Annotated in this window: 13 protein-coding genes; 9 read left to right on the forward strand and 4 right to left on the reverse strand. The window is 59.6% G+C overall.

What is annotated here, in order from left to right; genetic code table 11:
• Nucleotides 1-220: 220 nt before the first annotated feature.
• Nucleotides 221-1,750, reverse strand: coding sequence for a PD40 domain-containing protein (locus DHV10_RS17415; RefSeq protein WP_109487640.1), 1,530 nt, complete (start codon nucleotides 1,748-1,750; stop codon nucleotides 221-223).
• A gap of 14 nt (nucleotides 1,751-1,764) precedes the next feature.
• Nucleotides 1,765-2,205: a cupin domain-containing protein gene (locus tag DHV10_RS17420; protein ID WP_109487641.1), complete on the reverse strand. Its 441-nt coding sequence runs from the start codon at nucleotides 2,203-2,205 to the stop codon at nucleotides 1,765-1,767.
• Between the two features lie 150 nt (nucleotides 2,206-2,355).
• Between DHV10_RS17420 and DHV10_RS17425 the strand changes: the two genes are divergently transcribed.
• The 4 genes from DHV10_RS17425 to DHV10_RS17440 all read left to right on the forward strand — a co-directional run bounded on the left by DHV10_RS17425 (nucleotide 2,356) and on the right by DHV10_RS17440 (nucleotide 6,867).
• Nucleotides 2,356-3,045, forward strand: a complete 690-nt coding sequence (locus tag DHV10_RS17425) for a response regulator transcription factor (protein ID WP_109487642.1) — start codon at nucleotides 2,356-2,358, stop codon at nucleotides 3,043-3,045.
• The gene (locus DHV10_RS17430; protein WP_109487643.1) at nucleotides 3,042-4,475 is read left to right on the forward strand and encodes a sensor histidine kinase; all 1,434 of its coding nucleotides are present in this window, start codon (nucleotides 3,042-3,044) and stop codon (nucleotides 4,473-4,475) included. Before DHV10_RS17425 ends, DHV10_RS17430 begins: the two co-directional genes overlap by 4 nt.
• A gap of 389 nt (nucleotides 4,476-4,864) precedes the next feature.
• On the forward strand, nucleotides 4,865-5,371 hold the full coding sequence (locus DHV10_RS17435) for a TadE/TadG family type IV pilus assembly protein (protein WP_109487644.1): 507 nt from the start codon (nucleotides 4,865-4,867) through the stop codon (nucleotides 5,369-5,371).
• A complete protein-coding gene (locus DHV10_RS17440; RefSeq protein WP_109487645.1) occupies nucleotides 5,368-6,867 on the forward strand; it encodes a vWA domain-containing protein in 1,500 nt (499 codons plus the stop codon). The genes DHV10_RS17435 and DHV10_RS17440 overlap by 4 nt, the downstream gene beginning before the upstream one ends.
• 60 nt (nucleotides 6,868-6,927) lie before the next feature.
• On the opposite strand, the gene DHV10_RS17445 is transcribed toward DHV10_RS17440, so the two are convergent.
• Nucleotides 6,928-8,022, reverse strand: a complete 1,095-nt coding sequence (locus tag DHV10_RS17445; RefSeq protein WP_109487646.1) for an ankyrin repeat domain-containing protein — start codon at nucleotides 8,020-8,022, stop codon at nucleotides 6,928-6,930.
• A 471-nt stretch (nucleotides 8,023-8,493) separates the two neighbouring features.
• Between DHV10_RS17445 and DHV10_RS17450 the strand changes: the two genes are divergently transcribed.
• Together DHV10_RS17450 and DHV10_RS17455 are read left to right on the forward strand one after the other, a co-directional pair.
• The gene (locus DHV10_RS17450) at nucleotides 8,494-9,318 is read left to right on the forward strand and encodes a hypothetical protein (protein ID WP_109487647.1); all 825 of its coding nucleotides are present in this window, start codon (nucleotides 8,494-8,496) and stop codon (nucleotides 9,316-9,318) included.
• A gap of 105 nt (nucleotides 9,319-9,423) precedes the next feature.
• Complete coding sequence (locus tag DHV10_RS17455) at nucleotides 9,424-10,446, forward strand: YncE family protein (RefSeq protein ID WP_109487648.1); 1,023 nt, start codon at nucleotides 9,424-9,426, stop codon at nucleotides 10,444-10,446.
• Nucleotides 10,447-10,451: 5 nt separating this feature from the next.
• On the opposite strand, the gene DHV10_RS17460 is transcribed toward DHV10_RS17455, so the two are convergent.
• Nucleotides 10,452-10,727 carry a DUF2164 domain-containing protein gene (locus tag DHV10_RS17460; protein WP_204101452.1) on the reverse strand — a complete coding sequence of 92 codons (276 nt, stop codon included), beginning with the start codon at nucleotides 10,725-10,727 and terminating at the stop codon, nucleotides 10,452-10,454.
• Nucleotides 10,728-10,850: 123 nt separating this feature from the next.
• Between DHV10_RS17460 and DHV10_RS17465 the strand changes: the two genes are divergently transcribed.
• The 3 genes from DHV10_RS17465 to DHV10_RS17475 all read left to right on the forward strand — a co-directional run bounded on the left by DHV10_RS17465 (nucleotide 10,851) and on the right by DHV10_RS17475 (nucleotide 15,295).
• A complete protein-coding gene (locus tag DHV10_RS17465) occupies nucleotides 10,851-11,996 on the forward strand; it encodes a VWA domain-containing protein (protein ID WP_109487649.1) in 1,146 nt (381 codons plus the stop codon).
• Nucleotides 11,997-12,020: 24 nt separating this feature from the next.
• The gene (locus DHV10_RS17470; protein WP_109487650.1) at nucleotides 12,021-14,120 is read left to right on the forward strand and encodes a VWA domain-containing protein; all 2,100 of its coding nucleotides are present in this window, start codon (nucleotides 12,021-12,023) and stop codon (nucleotides 14,118-14,120) included.
• Between the two features lie 125 nt (nucleotides 14,121-14,245).
• On the forward strand, nucleotides 14,246-15,295 hold the full coding sequence (locus tag DHV10_RS17475; RefSeq protein WP_109487651.1) for a VWA domain-containing protein: 1,050 nt from the start codon (nucleotides 14,246-14,248) through the stop codon (nucleotides 15,293-15,295).
• Nucleotides 15,296-15,305: the final 10 nt, after the last annotated feature.

Here is a 15,305-nt window from a genome sequence, read left to right on the forward strand (position 1 = left end):
TTATAGGCCCGGCTGTACATTGTTTCTCGCTACGATCGAATCTAAGTTGTGAGGGCGGCCGGGTCACTGCGCGCACTGAACGCAAATGTAGCCCGGCCCGAACTGAGAACAGGCAGAACGTTCATTGTGCCCTTCCTCCCCTCTCCGAGCTGGTGAGCCATGACACACCTGTTGGTGACGTAAGAACCCCGATGACCGCGCGAGATCCTACCTCCCGCGATTAGTTCTTCGAGCGCCCCTCAAAACTCACAAACGCAAAGTGTTTTCCGTCCGGAGCCCAGTTCGGGGTGTTATCGCTCCCCGCTCCACCGATCACGTTCACGATGGTCCGAATCTTTCCATCCCCAAGATTCAGTACCCGCAGCGCAATATCCGTGTTCGTCGGATGTCCCTTCACTCCTTGAGGATAACTCAGAATCAGCACTGACTGACCGTCGGGTGAGGGATGCGGCGTCCAATTGGCAAATTCATCGTTCGTCACCTGCTGCGCTCCCGTCCCATCCGGCTGCATCTTCCAGATCTGCATCGACCCACCCCGGTCCGAATTGAAGTAGATCCATTTTCCGTCTGCCGAGTAATCCGGGTCATCGCTGACCCCACTTCCCGTCGTGAGCGCCTTCTCCGCCCCGCCCTCCGCTGGAATCACGAAGATGTTGCCACCGCCCTTATGATCCGGTCGCGTAAATGCGATTGTCTTTCCGTCCGGCGACCACCCGTGAAAATAGGACCATGCCCCTTCCGTGACCAGCTTCGGCTCGCCGCCGCTCGCCGCCACCACATACACCCGGGTCTCCGGTTTGCCAGGCATGCTGCAGCTGATCGCTAGCAGCTTCCCATCTGGCGAAAATCCATGGCTTCCCGTGCACTTCGTCGCCTCTCCCGTATTGACCACCGCAGCCTCGCCGCCCTCCGCCGCAATCCGCCAGATCTTTCCGTCACGATTGAAGACCAGCGTCTTCCCATCCTTGCTCCAGTTCGGAGCCTCCATCCTCCCCGCCCCCGTCGCCACCACCAGCGCCCGCCTGAAGTTCTCCTCAATTCCCTCTGTCTGCAGAGTGCTTCCCTCAACTGCCTTTGCCGATTCCTCCACACCCCCTGTCTCGAACTTCACGTTGCTGAATTTCGCCGTTTCCACCTGGTCTTTGTTGTGCGAACACACCCCGATCCCCGCGTAGAAAGGCTCCTGCAAGTGCAGCTTCGTCGTCGCTCCCACACTGTGCAGTGGCTCACCTTCGTAACTCAGGTACATTGTGAACGCATCGCCTTGCTTCACCAGCTTCAGCCGCTTCGGCATCCGCTCCATACTCAACTCGATGTCTTGCGTCGTCGCGCTCGGCTCAGTCCGATACTGCAGACCCATCAGCCCCGATCCATGCTGCGCCGCATCCACGTAAATCGCATTCGCATCCAGCGACTGCCTGAAGATCAGCACTGCCTTCCGGTGTGGATCCGGTTTTTGCGAATCCGCAAACGTGATATCCGCACTTAGCGCGGCGTCTCCCGACATTTTCTTCCACACGAAATGGAACGCATCCTCCCGCGCCCACATATTCGCCCCGGCTGCCGACACCGTATACACCCCGGCCTCAAACTTGGCCGTTCCCGGCGGGTTCACCGCACCTACATCCGACTGCGCTTCGAATACGCCCAGTGCCCCAGCTTTCTCCTGCGCCAAACCGGCACGTTGCCCCGGCACACACAGCGCACCAGCTACAACTCCTGCCATTACCCACTTCGACCTCTGTCCCATCACGATCTCCTCAGTCACTCTGCTGGTGTCTTGTCGGTCTTGAAGTTGATCACCGTGTATACCGCTGGCTCGCTTCCCACGTTCCTCAGGCCGTGCAGTTGATTTGAAGCGTTGAAGATCACCGATCCCGGCCCAACCCGCTTCCACTCGCCCTTCACCAGCGCTTCTAAAGTACCCTGGCGGATCACAAGCATCTCCTCATTCGGGTGCTTGTGCGGTGGATGCGGCATCTTCCCCGGATTCAGGGTCGTCTCGTGCACCTCAAGCTGTTCCAGCGTGGGTGTCCTCATCGTGAAGAACGATCGCACCGACCCCACCGCCGTCTCCTTCGCCGGAATCGACTCCCGATCGAACGCTGCTGGACCCAGCATGGGCAGCTCATCCGCCACAGCCAGCCCTCCCACCGTGCACGCAACCGAAAACAGCGCAACCGCAACATCTCTCCGCGTCAACATCGTTCAGCCCGCCTTTCCTGCCCGCAACTCGCTCAGCGAACCGTTTTACTACAACTTGCTTCGGATCGAACACCGCAACCCGTTTGCCCCCTTCGCTTCAGCCCCATTTAATCTTGATGCGTACATAATCCATCCGTGGAGAGTTCTGCCATGCGCGTGCTGCTCGTCGAAGACGAAGTTCGTCTCGCCGACAATCTCTCCTCCGCCCTCCGCGACGGCCCCGGTTTCGCTGTCGATTGGGCTGCCGATGGCGAAGCCGGCGACGATGCCGCTCGTCAGCTTTGTTACGACCTCGTCATCCTCGATCTCATGCTTCCCAAATTGGACGGCCATGGCCTCCTGCGCCGGATGCGCGCGCGCCGGGACTCCACCCCCGTACTCATCCTCACCGCCAAAGAAGGCAAAGACACCATCATCCAGCTCCTCAACGCCGGAGCAGATGACTACCTTGCCAAACCCTTCGATCTGGGAGAACTCATTGCTCGCGCCAAGGTCCTCATCCGCCGCGGCAAGGGCGCGGCCCATCCCACGCTCAGGGCTCTCGACGTTGAGTTGAACTCTCTCGAGCAAACCGTTCATCGCGCAGGCGTACTCGTTGACCTATCGCCCACCGAGTACCACATCCTTGAATACCTGCTTCATCATCCGCGCAAAGTCGTCAGCAAGCAGGAACTGCTCGAACACCTCTACGACTACAACTGGGAGCATCACTCCAACGTCATTGAGGCTCACGTCTCCAATCTGCGCAGAAAACTCGATGCCGCAGTTCGCAATCCGGACACGGTCATCGAAACCCTCCGCGGCCGCGGCTATCGTCTGTCCCCAGAGCCCTCGTCATGAAACGCCGCTCCAGCATCGCCTCGCGCCTCATCACTGCCGTTCTGCTCGTTGAGATTGCCTCCGCGGTTCTGGTCATTCTGCTCGCCTGGGGATACGAACGCCACACCCACTTCCGCTCTTTCGATGTCATGCTTCGAGGTCGCGCCGACTCCGTCCTCGGCGCCGTGCAGGACGCCGAAGATGTCGGTGACAACGTCATGCTCGACCTCGCCGACCTGCACGTTCCCTCGGAAGACGTCTACGAGGTCTGGGACGGCCGCGGGCACCTTCTTGGACGCTCATCCAACTGGTTGGGCAGTGCTCAGATCCATTCGCCGGGCGCCAACGGATTCTTCCATTCCGAGATAGGACCGCACCGCTACCGCCTCCTGCGTCTTGCCGGAACCCGCATCGTCGACCCCGGGGAAAAGGGAGGCGGCCACCTCCGCTTCGTCACCATCCTCTACGGCTCACCCACAGACCACGTGTGGCGTTCAATCTACGGAGCCGTAGAGTTCTATGCCATCGGCATGCTCGTGCTCGTCCTTACCACAGGCCCGCTGATCGCGTGGGTCCTGCACCGGGGCCTTGCTCCGTTGCGGGAACTCGCCGATCTCGCCGCCAGAGTCTCTGCAGATTCCTGGAGCTTCGATCCGCCGGCCTCGGCGCGCGAAACCTCCGAGCTTGCCCCGCTCACACACACCCTCGAGACCGTCCTTCAGCGGCTCGAGCGCTCGTTCAAGCAGCAGCGCACCTTCATCTCCGATGCCGCGCATGAACTCAAAACCGCCGTGGCCGTCGTCAAGTCATCTCTGCAACTCACCGGGATGAAACCGCGCACTTCAGAGGAATACCAGGCCGGAAACCAGCGCGCCCTCGCCGACACCGAACGCATAGAAGAACTCGTCGCCAAAATGCTCATCCTTGCGCGCTTCGAGAACACCGCCACAGCATCTCAACCGCCCCTCGCACCCAGTTCTGCAGAACTCAATCAGTGCATCGCCCGCACCCTCTCTGATCTCGAGACCGCTGCCGCAGTCCGGCAGGTCAGCCTTGTGCTTTGCACCATGCCGACAGGCCCCTGCACCGTCCCGCTTACTCCTGACGATTGCTCCCTTGTTCTCAGCAACCTTCTCCTCAATGCCATCCAGCACAGCCCACCCCAAACTCAGGTTGAGATCCATCTGGCGATTCAGGGTAACTTCGCGCAACTCACCATTCGCGATTTCGGCGAAGGCATCGATCCTGCCGATCTTCCTCACGTGTTCGAGCGCTTCTACCGCGCCGACCCGTCTCGCGCCCGCACTACAGGTGGCACCGGCCTGGGCCTGGCCATCTGCAAAGCCGCAATCGAGAAGGCAGGCGGCACAATCACTCTCTCTAGCAATCCTGGGAAGGGAACAACTGCCGCTATTTGCCTGCCCTGCAGCGACGATTCCTCGCGCAACTAGTAACCAGCCACAGCGTTGTCGCGCTCCGATCCCGCAAAGCTTCAAACGATTTCTGCAACCGTGTAAATAAACCGCTCCAATGCGCTTCAGTTGCGGGCTTCTGTGCACTTCTTCTCACCTGCTATCCGGGTGCGATGTGACATAAATCACACGCGGATCGGCAAAATATCGCCCACGATAGGGCCTGTATACCTCCCCGGTAACCGCGCAACCCCTCGAACCAAGCACCTCTTGTGAGTACAGATAGCTCATTCCCGGACACATGCGTTGTATTGTTCCGATTCCGGCCTCCGCTTAAAAAGGTCCTACGCACTAGCCGCAGTGAAGGTGCAATTTCTCCCGGTTTTCAAGTCTGCGGTTCACTGGCTTGAATCGGAACGAGGCTACTTATGATCAGCTTGCTTTCTTTCCCCAGATCTGAGAATCCGACACTCGACATTCGCTCCATCTGCCATCGCCTTCAGAAAGCGCTCACCGCCAACGACCGCGGCAGCGCGATCGCTGAAACGGCAGTTGCGATGCCCATCATCCTTCTCGTAATGACCGGCATTTTCTCCTTCTCGGTAGCGCTTCACCAGAAGCTGGCTCTCGCAGAAGCCGTAAGCGCCGGGGGCCGGGTCCTCGCCGTCGAGCGTGGCGACACCGATCCCTGCCAAAAGGCAACGGATGCCATCTATGCCGCTGCACCTACACTTTCCAGATCCAACATGACCATCAGCTACGTGCTCAATGGCGTTGCGATCGGATCCGGCGTCACATCATGCCCTAACACTCCCAACATGGTTGCAACCGGTTCCGCCCAGATCACCGCAACCTATCCAGTTTCGGTATCGATCTACGGCAAGAGCTTCGGAAATTTGAGCTTGCAAACCCAGCTCAGCGAGGCAATCCAATGAAACTCACCCTCCCCCCGCTCCACTCACGCTTCTTTGCCGATCAGAAGGGACAGGTCCTTCCCTGGATGGCGTTCCTTCTGTGCCTCTTCATCGGAGCAGCCGGTATCACGGTCGATCTCGGTCATGCATACGCGTGCTATCGCGAACTCCAGGCATCCACCGACGCCGCCGCCATGGCCGCCGGCTATGCGCTCTCTCAGTCCACCGCCACGGTGGCTTCCGTCAAGGCCGCTGCCGGCAGCTATGGATCGGCCTCAAACGGCGCCAATGTTAACCAGAATCTGCCGAACACCACAATCGCGACCGACCTCAACTGCTCGACCAGCGTTGCCAACCTCGGCATCCTCTGCTCCAGTTCTCCCACGGGGTACAACGTCGTGCGAGTCACTCAATCGGTCGTCATTCCAACATTCTTCATGAGAGGCTTCGCCATCTTCGGCGTTCAGGGCGCAAAATCCGTCTCGCTCACCGCTGTCTCAACGGCCGCAGCGCGCGGCGCCAGCGCTTCTCAATACAATGTCGCCGTCGTCATCGACACCACCGCGTCCATGAATACGCAGGACAACGATGCTGCCTGTGGCGACACGCGCATTCACTGCGCGCTCCAGGGTGTCCAGACGTTGCTGAAATCTCTTTCTCCCTGTTCCAGCAACGGCTCCGGCAAAGACTGCTCCGGCGGCAAAGCATTTGACGCGGTCAGCCTTTTCACTTTCCCAAACATTCAGGCCAATCAGGCCAGCAAAGACACGTCCTGCCCCACCGGGAATCCAGCCATACCCAGCTACTACACACCGGTCCGTGGCGCAACGTGGTCGGCTCCTTCAGGCACCAGCGCAACCTACCAGGTGACCAGCTATCTCTCTGACTGGAGCTCCACCGGAAAGCAGAACGGCGCGTTGAACACCTCTTCATCGCTTGGAATCGCATCGGGTGCTTCCACCGCTTCCAACTGCAAAGGCCTCCAGGCTCCCGGCGGCGACGGCACCTACTACGCCGGAGCTATCTACGCGGCGCAATCTTCGCTGATGGCCGCTCAAGCCGCCAACCCAGGTTCGCAGAACGCCCTCGTCATTCTCAGTGACGGCGATGCGCAGAGCACAAAGATCAACGTCACTGGAACCGTCCAGAAGGCCGGGACAGGCACCCCGGCACTCTCAGTCGATTATCCATCGAGCTCGAATCAATGTCAGCAGGCCATCGACGCTGCGAGGTTTGCATCTTCGCAGGGCACCACGGTGTACACAATCGCCTACGGCGCTTCCAACGCGGGCTGCTCGCAAGACAAGTCCGGTCCCCTCGCCGGCATCTCGCCCTGCAGTGCTCTCCAGAAGATGGCAACCGCTCCCGGAAACTTCTTTTCCGACGCGAATGCCTCCCAGAACAAAGGCCAGTGCACTTCTGCCCAGAACCCAAACCTCAGCCTCGATCAGATCTTCAAGGCCGTCGGAACCAGCCTGAGCTTCTCCCGACTCGTTCCCAACAGCTATTACAACTAAGCTGGAATGGGACAAAGGCGACGCCGCCATCAACTCCTTCGGACGGCGTCGCTTCTCTTTTCAGGACTCCTTCTGCAAGCCACGCAGAAACGCCTCCAACTCCGTGTGGCGCTCGTGCCTCGCCCAATCCGCCGGCGTCCCGTTCCACATCAGATCCCGCGTGTTCGGATCTGCTCCCCGATCCAGCAGCAATCGCACCAGCGCATCATTGCCGATCAACGCAGCCTGGTGCAGCGGCGTTGTATGCGAATGCCCGCCGATGGGGTTATACCGGTTCGGGTCCTCCCCCGCATCGAGAAGAACGCGGACGACCTCAATCCACCCAATCTGGCTCGCCATTGCCAGCGCAATATGCCGCTCGTGTTTGCTCGCCGAGCCTAGCAGCCGCCGAACGCCCTCAACATCGTTCAGAGCTGCCGCTACCGCCAGCGTCATGCGCGCGCCGCGTTGAAGCAGGGCCCTCACCGCCAGCAAGCTCCCGTGCAGAGCCGCGGCATTGATCGCATCATTCGGATCGGCTCCATACTCACACAGAAGTTCAATAAGGGGAACCGTCGCTCCCGTCTCCAGCGCAACGCTTCCCGTCGCCGCCAACGCCAGTGTCGTATCGATCGATGCCTGATCCGGGCCCGCATCCAGAATCACACGCGCAACATCAACGATGTTGTTCGGCAGCGTTCCGCGCCGTATGGGATTCTCCGCAACAAACTCCAGCAGCGTCGGATTCCGGAAGTAGTTCCAGCCCTCAAACTCAACACGCTGGTGCACCAGCTTCTTATGCTTCTTTAGATGTTCACGCAGTCCTTCTGCATCACCCGCATCAAGTAGATCCACTGCATGCCGGAACGCCGGGTCCTCGATCAACTCGTGGCGCGGCTTCTTGATCCGCTCCGCAAGCTCGGGCTTGTCGACATACTCCTTCAGCCTCGGCCAGCTCTTGAACCCGCGCTCTCGCGCGATCGTCAGCTGCGCGTCTGACAGGCTCAGCTTTCGCGCGAAAATCGCCTCATCATTCAGTTCTCTGCACTGCGGATGAAACTCCCTCATGCGCTGAGCCGCTCCGCGATCGCGCGCAGCATGCAGCTTCTTCAGGTCACGAGCCTGATATTTCAGGTGCTCAAGATTTGGATTGGGTGGTAGGGGTCGAACCGGCATGACGAACTTCCTCTCAGCATGCCCAGGTCCGCATGTGTTGGGCAGAAAGTCAGTTCGCTGAACGAATTGTCTGAAACCAAGGTGGACTTCTGTCCTTCCCGCGGACCGGATGCGCCCTTCTTGCGCTGCTCAGAGCCTACCACGCCCCTTCTCCGGGCGAACAAGGAACCGAGATCAGCCCGAACCCACCCCGGCAGACTCCGCAAAGAAGACCCAACGCAAAATGGATGCCGCTTCCCGCCGCCAGTCTCTCCCGAGGCATCCAAATACCTGACGGAACAGGGAGTTCTGCAGCGCAAATACCTATGGTTCACCATCGAAGGTCTTGCGTAACGAACCTGGGTACAAATTCGATCGGCATACGGTTGAAATACCCGCCGCCCGGAGCGTAATAATGAGTTCTCACCGCGTTCGCCATAACTCCGCACGCTTCATTACGGCAACCGATTCCGCCCCCGAAAGGAATCTGCCATGAGTAGCTTTCCCGACCATCAGTTTCCGCACGACCCGGTGGCCGCTCGCAACTCCACCACGGCCTCATGGCGTCAAATCATCAAACGCGCCCTCGATCAGTCCACATGGAAACTCATCAAATCTACACACCCGGAATCCCGTGACGCAGTGAAAACACAATCCTCCCCCTCCCGCGCTCCCCGAATCTTCATTGGCCTTGCCGTCGCCGTTCTTCTCCTCATTGCAGTCCCCATCGTGCTCATTATCCGCGCTGAGTCGAGCCGCCCGCATTATTACCGGCAGGGAAAGAGCGTCGTGTCCCGCGGCGAGTCCCTCCTTGGCATGAACCAGATCTCCACAAAGCCCAAGCCATCCCCATACAAGTACACGCTCGCCACCCCCGTCACGAAACCATCGGCGTCAATCGTCATTACGCCGCACCCGCAGGCTCAGTACGCACCGCCAACCACCGCTCAGCAGCAGCTTCCGAACCAGGCTAGCCCGGTGACGCCCGCGGTTCCGCAGACTGCCATCAATATGCCCCCGCCTCCTCCCTCTGCCGCCGGAGCGCGGGTTCCGTTCACGCCGGTGGTCTATTCCGCCCGCCACGACAAGCACTTCGGCGGCTGCTCGGGCCAGCTCACGCTTAATGCCGGCGGACTGAACTTCAATTGCGCGTCCGAGCCAGGCGACAGCATCAACGTCGGCCTCAATGATATCGGCGCTGTCGATGAAAACGGAATCCAGACCACCTCGGGCAAGAAGTACCATTTCACGATCACCGGGATGAGCAAGCCCGGCGCACAGCAGCTCTTCTCCAACTGGCTCCATCAGGTGCGTTGATTGTGAAAGACGCGTGAATCGCTCCTTCAGATTGTCTTAATCCCGTCGTGACACAATCCTCTCGCTGATCAGGACTCCACTTTCTCCTGCACGAAAGGTTTTGCTATGCGCACAGACTCCACAGTTCGCCGGTTCGCTTCCGCTCTCGTATTCGCATCCCTCTGCTCTGCCGCCATCGCACAGGGCCCTTACAAGGTCCTCGACCACTGGAAGCTCTCTGACCCCGGCGGTTGGGACTACCTGCTTGTCGACTCATCCGCACATCGCGTCTACATCACACGCGGCGATCACGTCGATGTTGTCGACGCAACCTCAGGTAAACTCGCCGGCACCATCAGCGGTCTCCACGGAACGCACGGTGTGGCCCTCGACCCAGACGGCAAAACCGGCTACCTCTCCGATGGCCGGGGCAATGCCGTCGCCGTGTTCGATCGCTCGAACCTCTCGATCACTGCAACGATTCCTGCCGGCACCAACCCCGATGCGATCATCTGGGAGCCTGCCACGAAATCCGTCTGGGCCTTCAACGGCCGCAGCAACGATATCTCCGTCATCGATGCGGCATCTCGGAAGGTCGTCGCCACGATCCCCGTTCCGGGCAAACCCGAGTTCGCCGTCTCCGACGGAAGGGGAAGCGTCTACAACAACATTGAAGATAAGAACGAAATCGTGAAGATCGACGTGCACTCGCACAAGATCGTCGCGACCTGGCCCGCCTGCGACTCTCCCTCCGGTCTTGCTCTCGATCCCGGCGGCAATCGTCTCTTCGCGGTCTGCGACGGCAAGAAGATGTCCGTCCTGGACACCGCCTCCGGCAAGGCTCTCGCCACCCCCGCCATCGGCAACGGTCCAGATGCCGCCGCCTACAGCGAGAAGAATAAGCTCGCTTTCGCCTCATGCGGAGAGGGAGTCCTCTCCGTCGTTGACGCCTCCGGGTCCGACTACAAAACAGTCCAGACCCTCGCCACAAAGCGCGGAGCCCGCACCATGGCCTACGACCCCTCCACGGATCGCATCTACACTGTGACAGCCGACTTCGGTCCCGCGCCAGCCGCAACCGCCGACAATCCTCGTCCGCGGCCGGCGATGGTGCCTGGCAGCTTCGAAGTCATTGTCATCGGACGCTGACCCAATCAACGGCGAGTTTTGCGCTTCGCGTCTGCACGCGGCCAGTACTGCAACTCATCCGCGTAGAGCTCACCATTCAAATCCGCCACCCGCTGCGTCAGGCGGGTTTGCGCATCAGCGATGGCCCGGTTGTAAATGACCGGGCCAATCTCTTCTAAAACGAAATTCAGCAGAAGCCCCGCCGGGAGATCGCCGATAGGGTCGAGATTTTCCTCGAAGTAGCGCTTCAGGGAGGAGATCGCAGCCGCGCGCTGCTGCTTGTCGAGTTCGAGGGTCACCATCGGGTGAATCTCCGGAAATAGGATGAGTCGATGTTATCCAATCTTCTGTGCAGCCGGACACACGCCGTAGACCGTCAATGAAGTAGCTTGATAAGGCGGTTGATTGGTACGGAAGGTGCAAGCATGGCAGGAAGTGTGCCGGGTAAATTCAAGCGTGGCCAGTGCGTTGCAATTCTTTTTCTCGCGGCTCTCGCCTTTCCGATTGGGGCGCAGAGCGACAAACAGGACAAAACGAAGCAGGAGCCGCCTGATCCTACGCTTTCACAACGTCCCGCTCCCAGGCCGCAGAGCTTGCTGATCCCCGAAGGCAAAATCAAGCTCGACGTAGTTGTGAACGACACGGCAGGCGATCCGGTGCTTGGGCTGGAGCCATGGGATTTCAAGATCCTGGACAATGGTCAGCCGCGCAAGGTGCTATCGTTCCGCAAGTATGACGGCGTACAAACCAAGCCCGACCCGCCGGTTGAAGTCGTCCTGGTGATCGACATGCTCAATCTGCCGTTTCAGCAGGTGGCGTATGTGCGCACACAGCTGGATGCCTTTCTTCGCCAGAATGGCGGGAAGCTCAAGCAGCCGGTGAGCGTGGCTCAGCTGACAGATGCGGGATTGCGGGTCCAGCCTCGGCCCTCCACAGACGGAAACGCGATTGCAAGCGTAGTGGCCGGAATCAAGGAACACGTGAGCACCATCAACCCGGCAATGGGAGGCGAGGGATGGGTGGAGCGCTTTCAGCGGTCTGCGCGAGCGATGGACAACATCGCGCAGAATCAGCTCAAGAAGCCCGGCCGGAAGCTCGTCATCTGGATCGGGCCCGGATGGCCGCTGTTGAACAGGCCATCCGATGGCTACACCGACAAACAGCAGAGGCGCAACTTCGACTCCATCGTCGAGCTGTCAACTGCGCTTCGCGAGGCGCGAGTCACGATGTACAGCGTATCGCCGGTGCTCGTCATCCAGAACGGGCCCAATCCGATGCTCTACAAACGATTCCTGAACCCCGTAAGAACAGCTCACGACGCCGAGGCCGGAGATCTGGGATTGAAGGTGCTCGTCACGCAGACGGGCGGCAAAATCATGGGACCGGATAACGACATGGTCGCGCAGATCAATCGATGCATTGACGATGCGAATGCCTTCTACCGCATCTCGTTCGATCCCCCCGCTGCAGAGCAGCCCGATGAATACCACGACCTAAAGATTGCCGTCGCCAAGCCGGGGACGACGGTGCGGACAAACACGGGATACTACGACCAGCCGGCGAATCGGTAAGATTGCCTCGCGGAGTTCTCGAAGATGCGGCAAGCTCGGCTGTCGATCGGATGTCTTCTTCTCACTGCCGCTGTGATCGCTTTGCCGGCCGCACTGCCCGCGCAGGCTGTGGACCAGGACGGGCGTTTCCACTTGAATGTCGTAGTCACCGATAGCGCCGGAAAGCTCGTCGCCGGATTGCAGGAAAATGATTTCAAGCTTCTCGACGACGCCAGGGAGCGAGCGATTGCTTCATTCGCCGCCCACGACGGAGTAACCGCGAAGCCCGATCCTGAACCGAAGATAATCATCGTCATCGATGCGGTGAACAACGGCTTCATCGAGATGGGTTATCTTCGGCAGGGGCTGGAGAGATTCCTTCGCGAGAATGAGGGCCGCCTGGCTCAGCCTGTCCTAATCGCGCGTCTCACTCCTTCGGGCATTCAATACCTCTCCCAGGCGTCGCGCGATGGCAACGCCCTCGCGACGATCGTAGCGACCGTCACTCCCAGCGTCAGACCGCGCGGCCTCGATGCGATGCTGGTCTCGTTCAACGGGCTCACGGCCGCCGTGAAGAAGGAGATCGGCGAACCCGGACGCAAAGTTCTCGTCTGGCTCGGTCCCGGATGGCCTACACCGGGACCGCCGCAGGGTACTTTTACAGCTGTTGATGAACGCAATCAGCGCGCCTATGCGGACGCGGCGATGCAGATTGCAAAGCTTCTGCACGACGCGCGCATCGTCCTCTACGGCGGATATTCAGGCGCCGAATTCTACATGCGCGCTGCGCTCAAGCCGATGAAGAAAGTCTCTGACGTGGATGGACGAGTCCTCCGGCTGAATGTTATCGCGATTAAAAGCGGAGGCAAAGGTGAGCTGCCCGAGACGAACCGCGACAGCATCGTGACGGACGTACTCGATCACTTCGCTGCCGAAGCCAATTCGTTTTACGAGCTTTCGTTTACGCCGCCCAAAGCAAAGAACCCGGACGAGTTTCACGAGTTGCGCGTCGAGGTGAAGCGGCCGGGGCTGACCGCGCGAACTGCCATGGGTTATTACGACCAGCCGGAGTTTTCGCGCCCGGAGCAGGCAAAGCAAGCGCCTCCGCCAATGTTGGAACAACCGGCTGCCGACGAACCGCCCCACCCCGGGCTTGTCACCGTAGCGCAGCTATCGCAGGCCATCGACGCTGCGAAGAACAAGCGAGACGGAGAGGCAGCCAAAGAGCTCGAGCACCTGCAACTGACGGAGCGCTTGAGCAGTCCGAAACTTGCGCTCCTCAGCAATGAGCTCCCCGGCTCGAAGTCCAAAACTGCCTTGAGGGCGGTTGCCGACGCATCGGTCTTTTTGGATTTGCCAAAGAGCGAATTTCCAGACCGGGCCGTTCCCGAGGTGGCCGAACAGAAGCGGATGGTCTCGCTGGCCGTTGAGTACCTCGCCAAGACGGTCCCAAAGCTTCCCAACTTCTTTGCGCGGCGAACAATAGAAAGCTTCGAGGCAGTCGGCATGGTGAAAAGCGAAGGCACTTCGAACGACGGTCCGCTTCACCCGAGCGGCGAGGCTACCGGAACGATCCTCTATCGCAACGGCAAAGAAGAAGTGAAGCAGAGTGGGGCGAGCGACAAGCAGCTTGGGTTGATCACGAAGGGCGTATTCGGGCCCGTGCTCTCCACGGTCATCGTAGACGCCTCCCACGGAGAGATGAAGTGGAGCCACTGGGAAGATGGTCCCACCGGGCCGATGGCGGTATTTGCATATCGCGTGAACATGCGCCAGTCACACTACGAGGTTTCCTATCCCGCGATCGTGAACACAGGGCTTGACATGACGAACTTCAAGACCGCGTATCACGGAGAAGTTGGAGTTGACGCTGCTACCGGAACGATCCTCCGCCTGGCTCTCGTTGCCGATCTGGGCCCCGGCATGCCCATGCAGCGTGCCGACATCATGGTTGAGTACGGAACCGTCGACATCGGAGGCAAGATCTATACCTGCCCGGTGCGCAGCGTTTCCATTTCCAGGGGAAAGTCCGTGTCGGGCAGCGGCGGCCCGGGGCTGGAGTCATTACGTGAGGTCACGCGTCTTAATGACGTCGGGTTCAGCGACTATCACGTGTTTCGTTCGGAGATGCGCATCGTTCCGTAGCGAGCCCGCCGCTTCGAGTTTCCGGTACCGAGGTGCACATCTGATGAGCGGTGCGCCGCCCGGCGAGTGAAGATTGGCGTAGAGTATCAGCAACGCTTCTTCCCAAAGTTGAGAGTGAACCATCAATGCGCAAGCTGGGCTCGCTGTGCTTCATCTTGTTCTCGTCTGTTTTCGCCGTCTCCCACGCACAACCCAGCAGTCCTGCGACTGCCGACTCTCGGCAACAGAAGCCGATCTTTGTGGATGTCGTCGTCACTGACGCCACACACAAGCCAGTGGCCGACCTGGAGCCCTTCGACTTTTCGGTTCTCGATGAAAATCATCCGCAGAAACTGATGGGGTTCAGGCGCACCGACGGCAAAGCAGGGTCAAAGATCGATCCTCCGGTCGAAGTCATCGTCGTGCTTGACGCAGTCAATCTCCCCTATCAGTGGGTCACGAGGCTGCGGCTCGAACTCGCGAAGTTTCTGCGCGCCGATGGAGGGCGCCTCGCCCAGCCAACATCCATCTACCTTTTTGGCAGCGACGGTTTGCATGTGCAGCCCGCTCCTTCCAGAGACGGCAACGCTCTCGCGGCTCTTGTCGATCAGGCAGGACCGATGCGCGCCCGGGACATCACGGGCGGCGTCTACGCGCTTGAGGAGCAGTACAAGGACTCATACAAGGCGATCACCGGCATCGCGGAAAACCTCTCCCATCGGCCTGGAAGAAAGGTGCTGATTTGGATGGGCCCCGGCTGGCCGCTTCTCAGCGAGAGGTTCTTCATCCAGACGAATGTCTCGCGAAACACCTACTATCATCAGCTGGCCGTTTTGCAGAACAAGCTGCGCGAAGCGCGTGCGACGATCTACTGCGTCTACGGAACCGCAGGAGTCACCAATACCCTGTACGAAAAGTTCCTTGACCCTGTTCGTGAAATCAAGAAGATGGAGATCGGCAACATGGGGCTGCAGGTGTTCGCGCTCCACACCGGCGGTCGCGTGCTTGGTCCAAGCAACGATGTCAAGGGACTGCTCGACGACTGCGTTGCAGAGATAGGGGAGTACTACACGCTTGCGCTCGTTCCGCCGCCCGCAACGAAAGCGGATGAATATCACGATCTCAAGGTCCAGGTGAATCGGCCCGGAGTCACGGTCAAAACGGAGACCGGCTACTACAACGAGCCCATCGATTAAAAGAACTGCC

This window comes from Occallatibacter savannae, assembly GCF_003131205.1.
GTDB classification, from domain to species: domain Bacteria; phylum Acidobacteriota; class Terriglobia; order Terriglobales; family Acidobacteriaceae; genus Telmatobacter; species Telmatobacter savannae.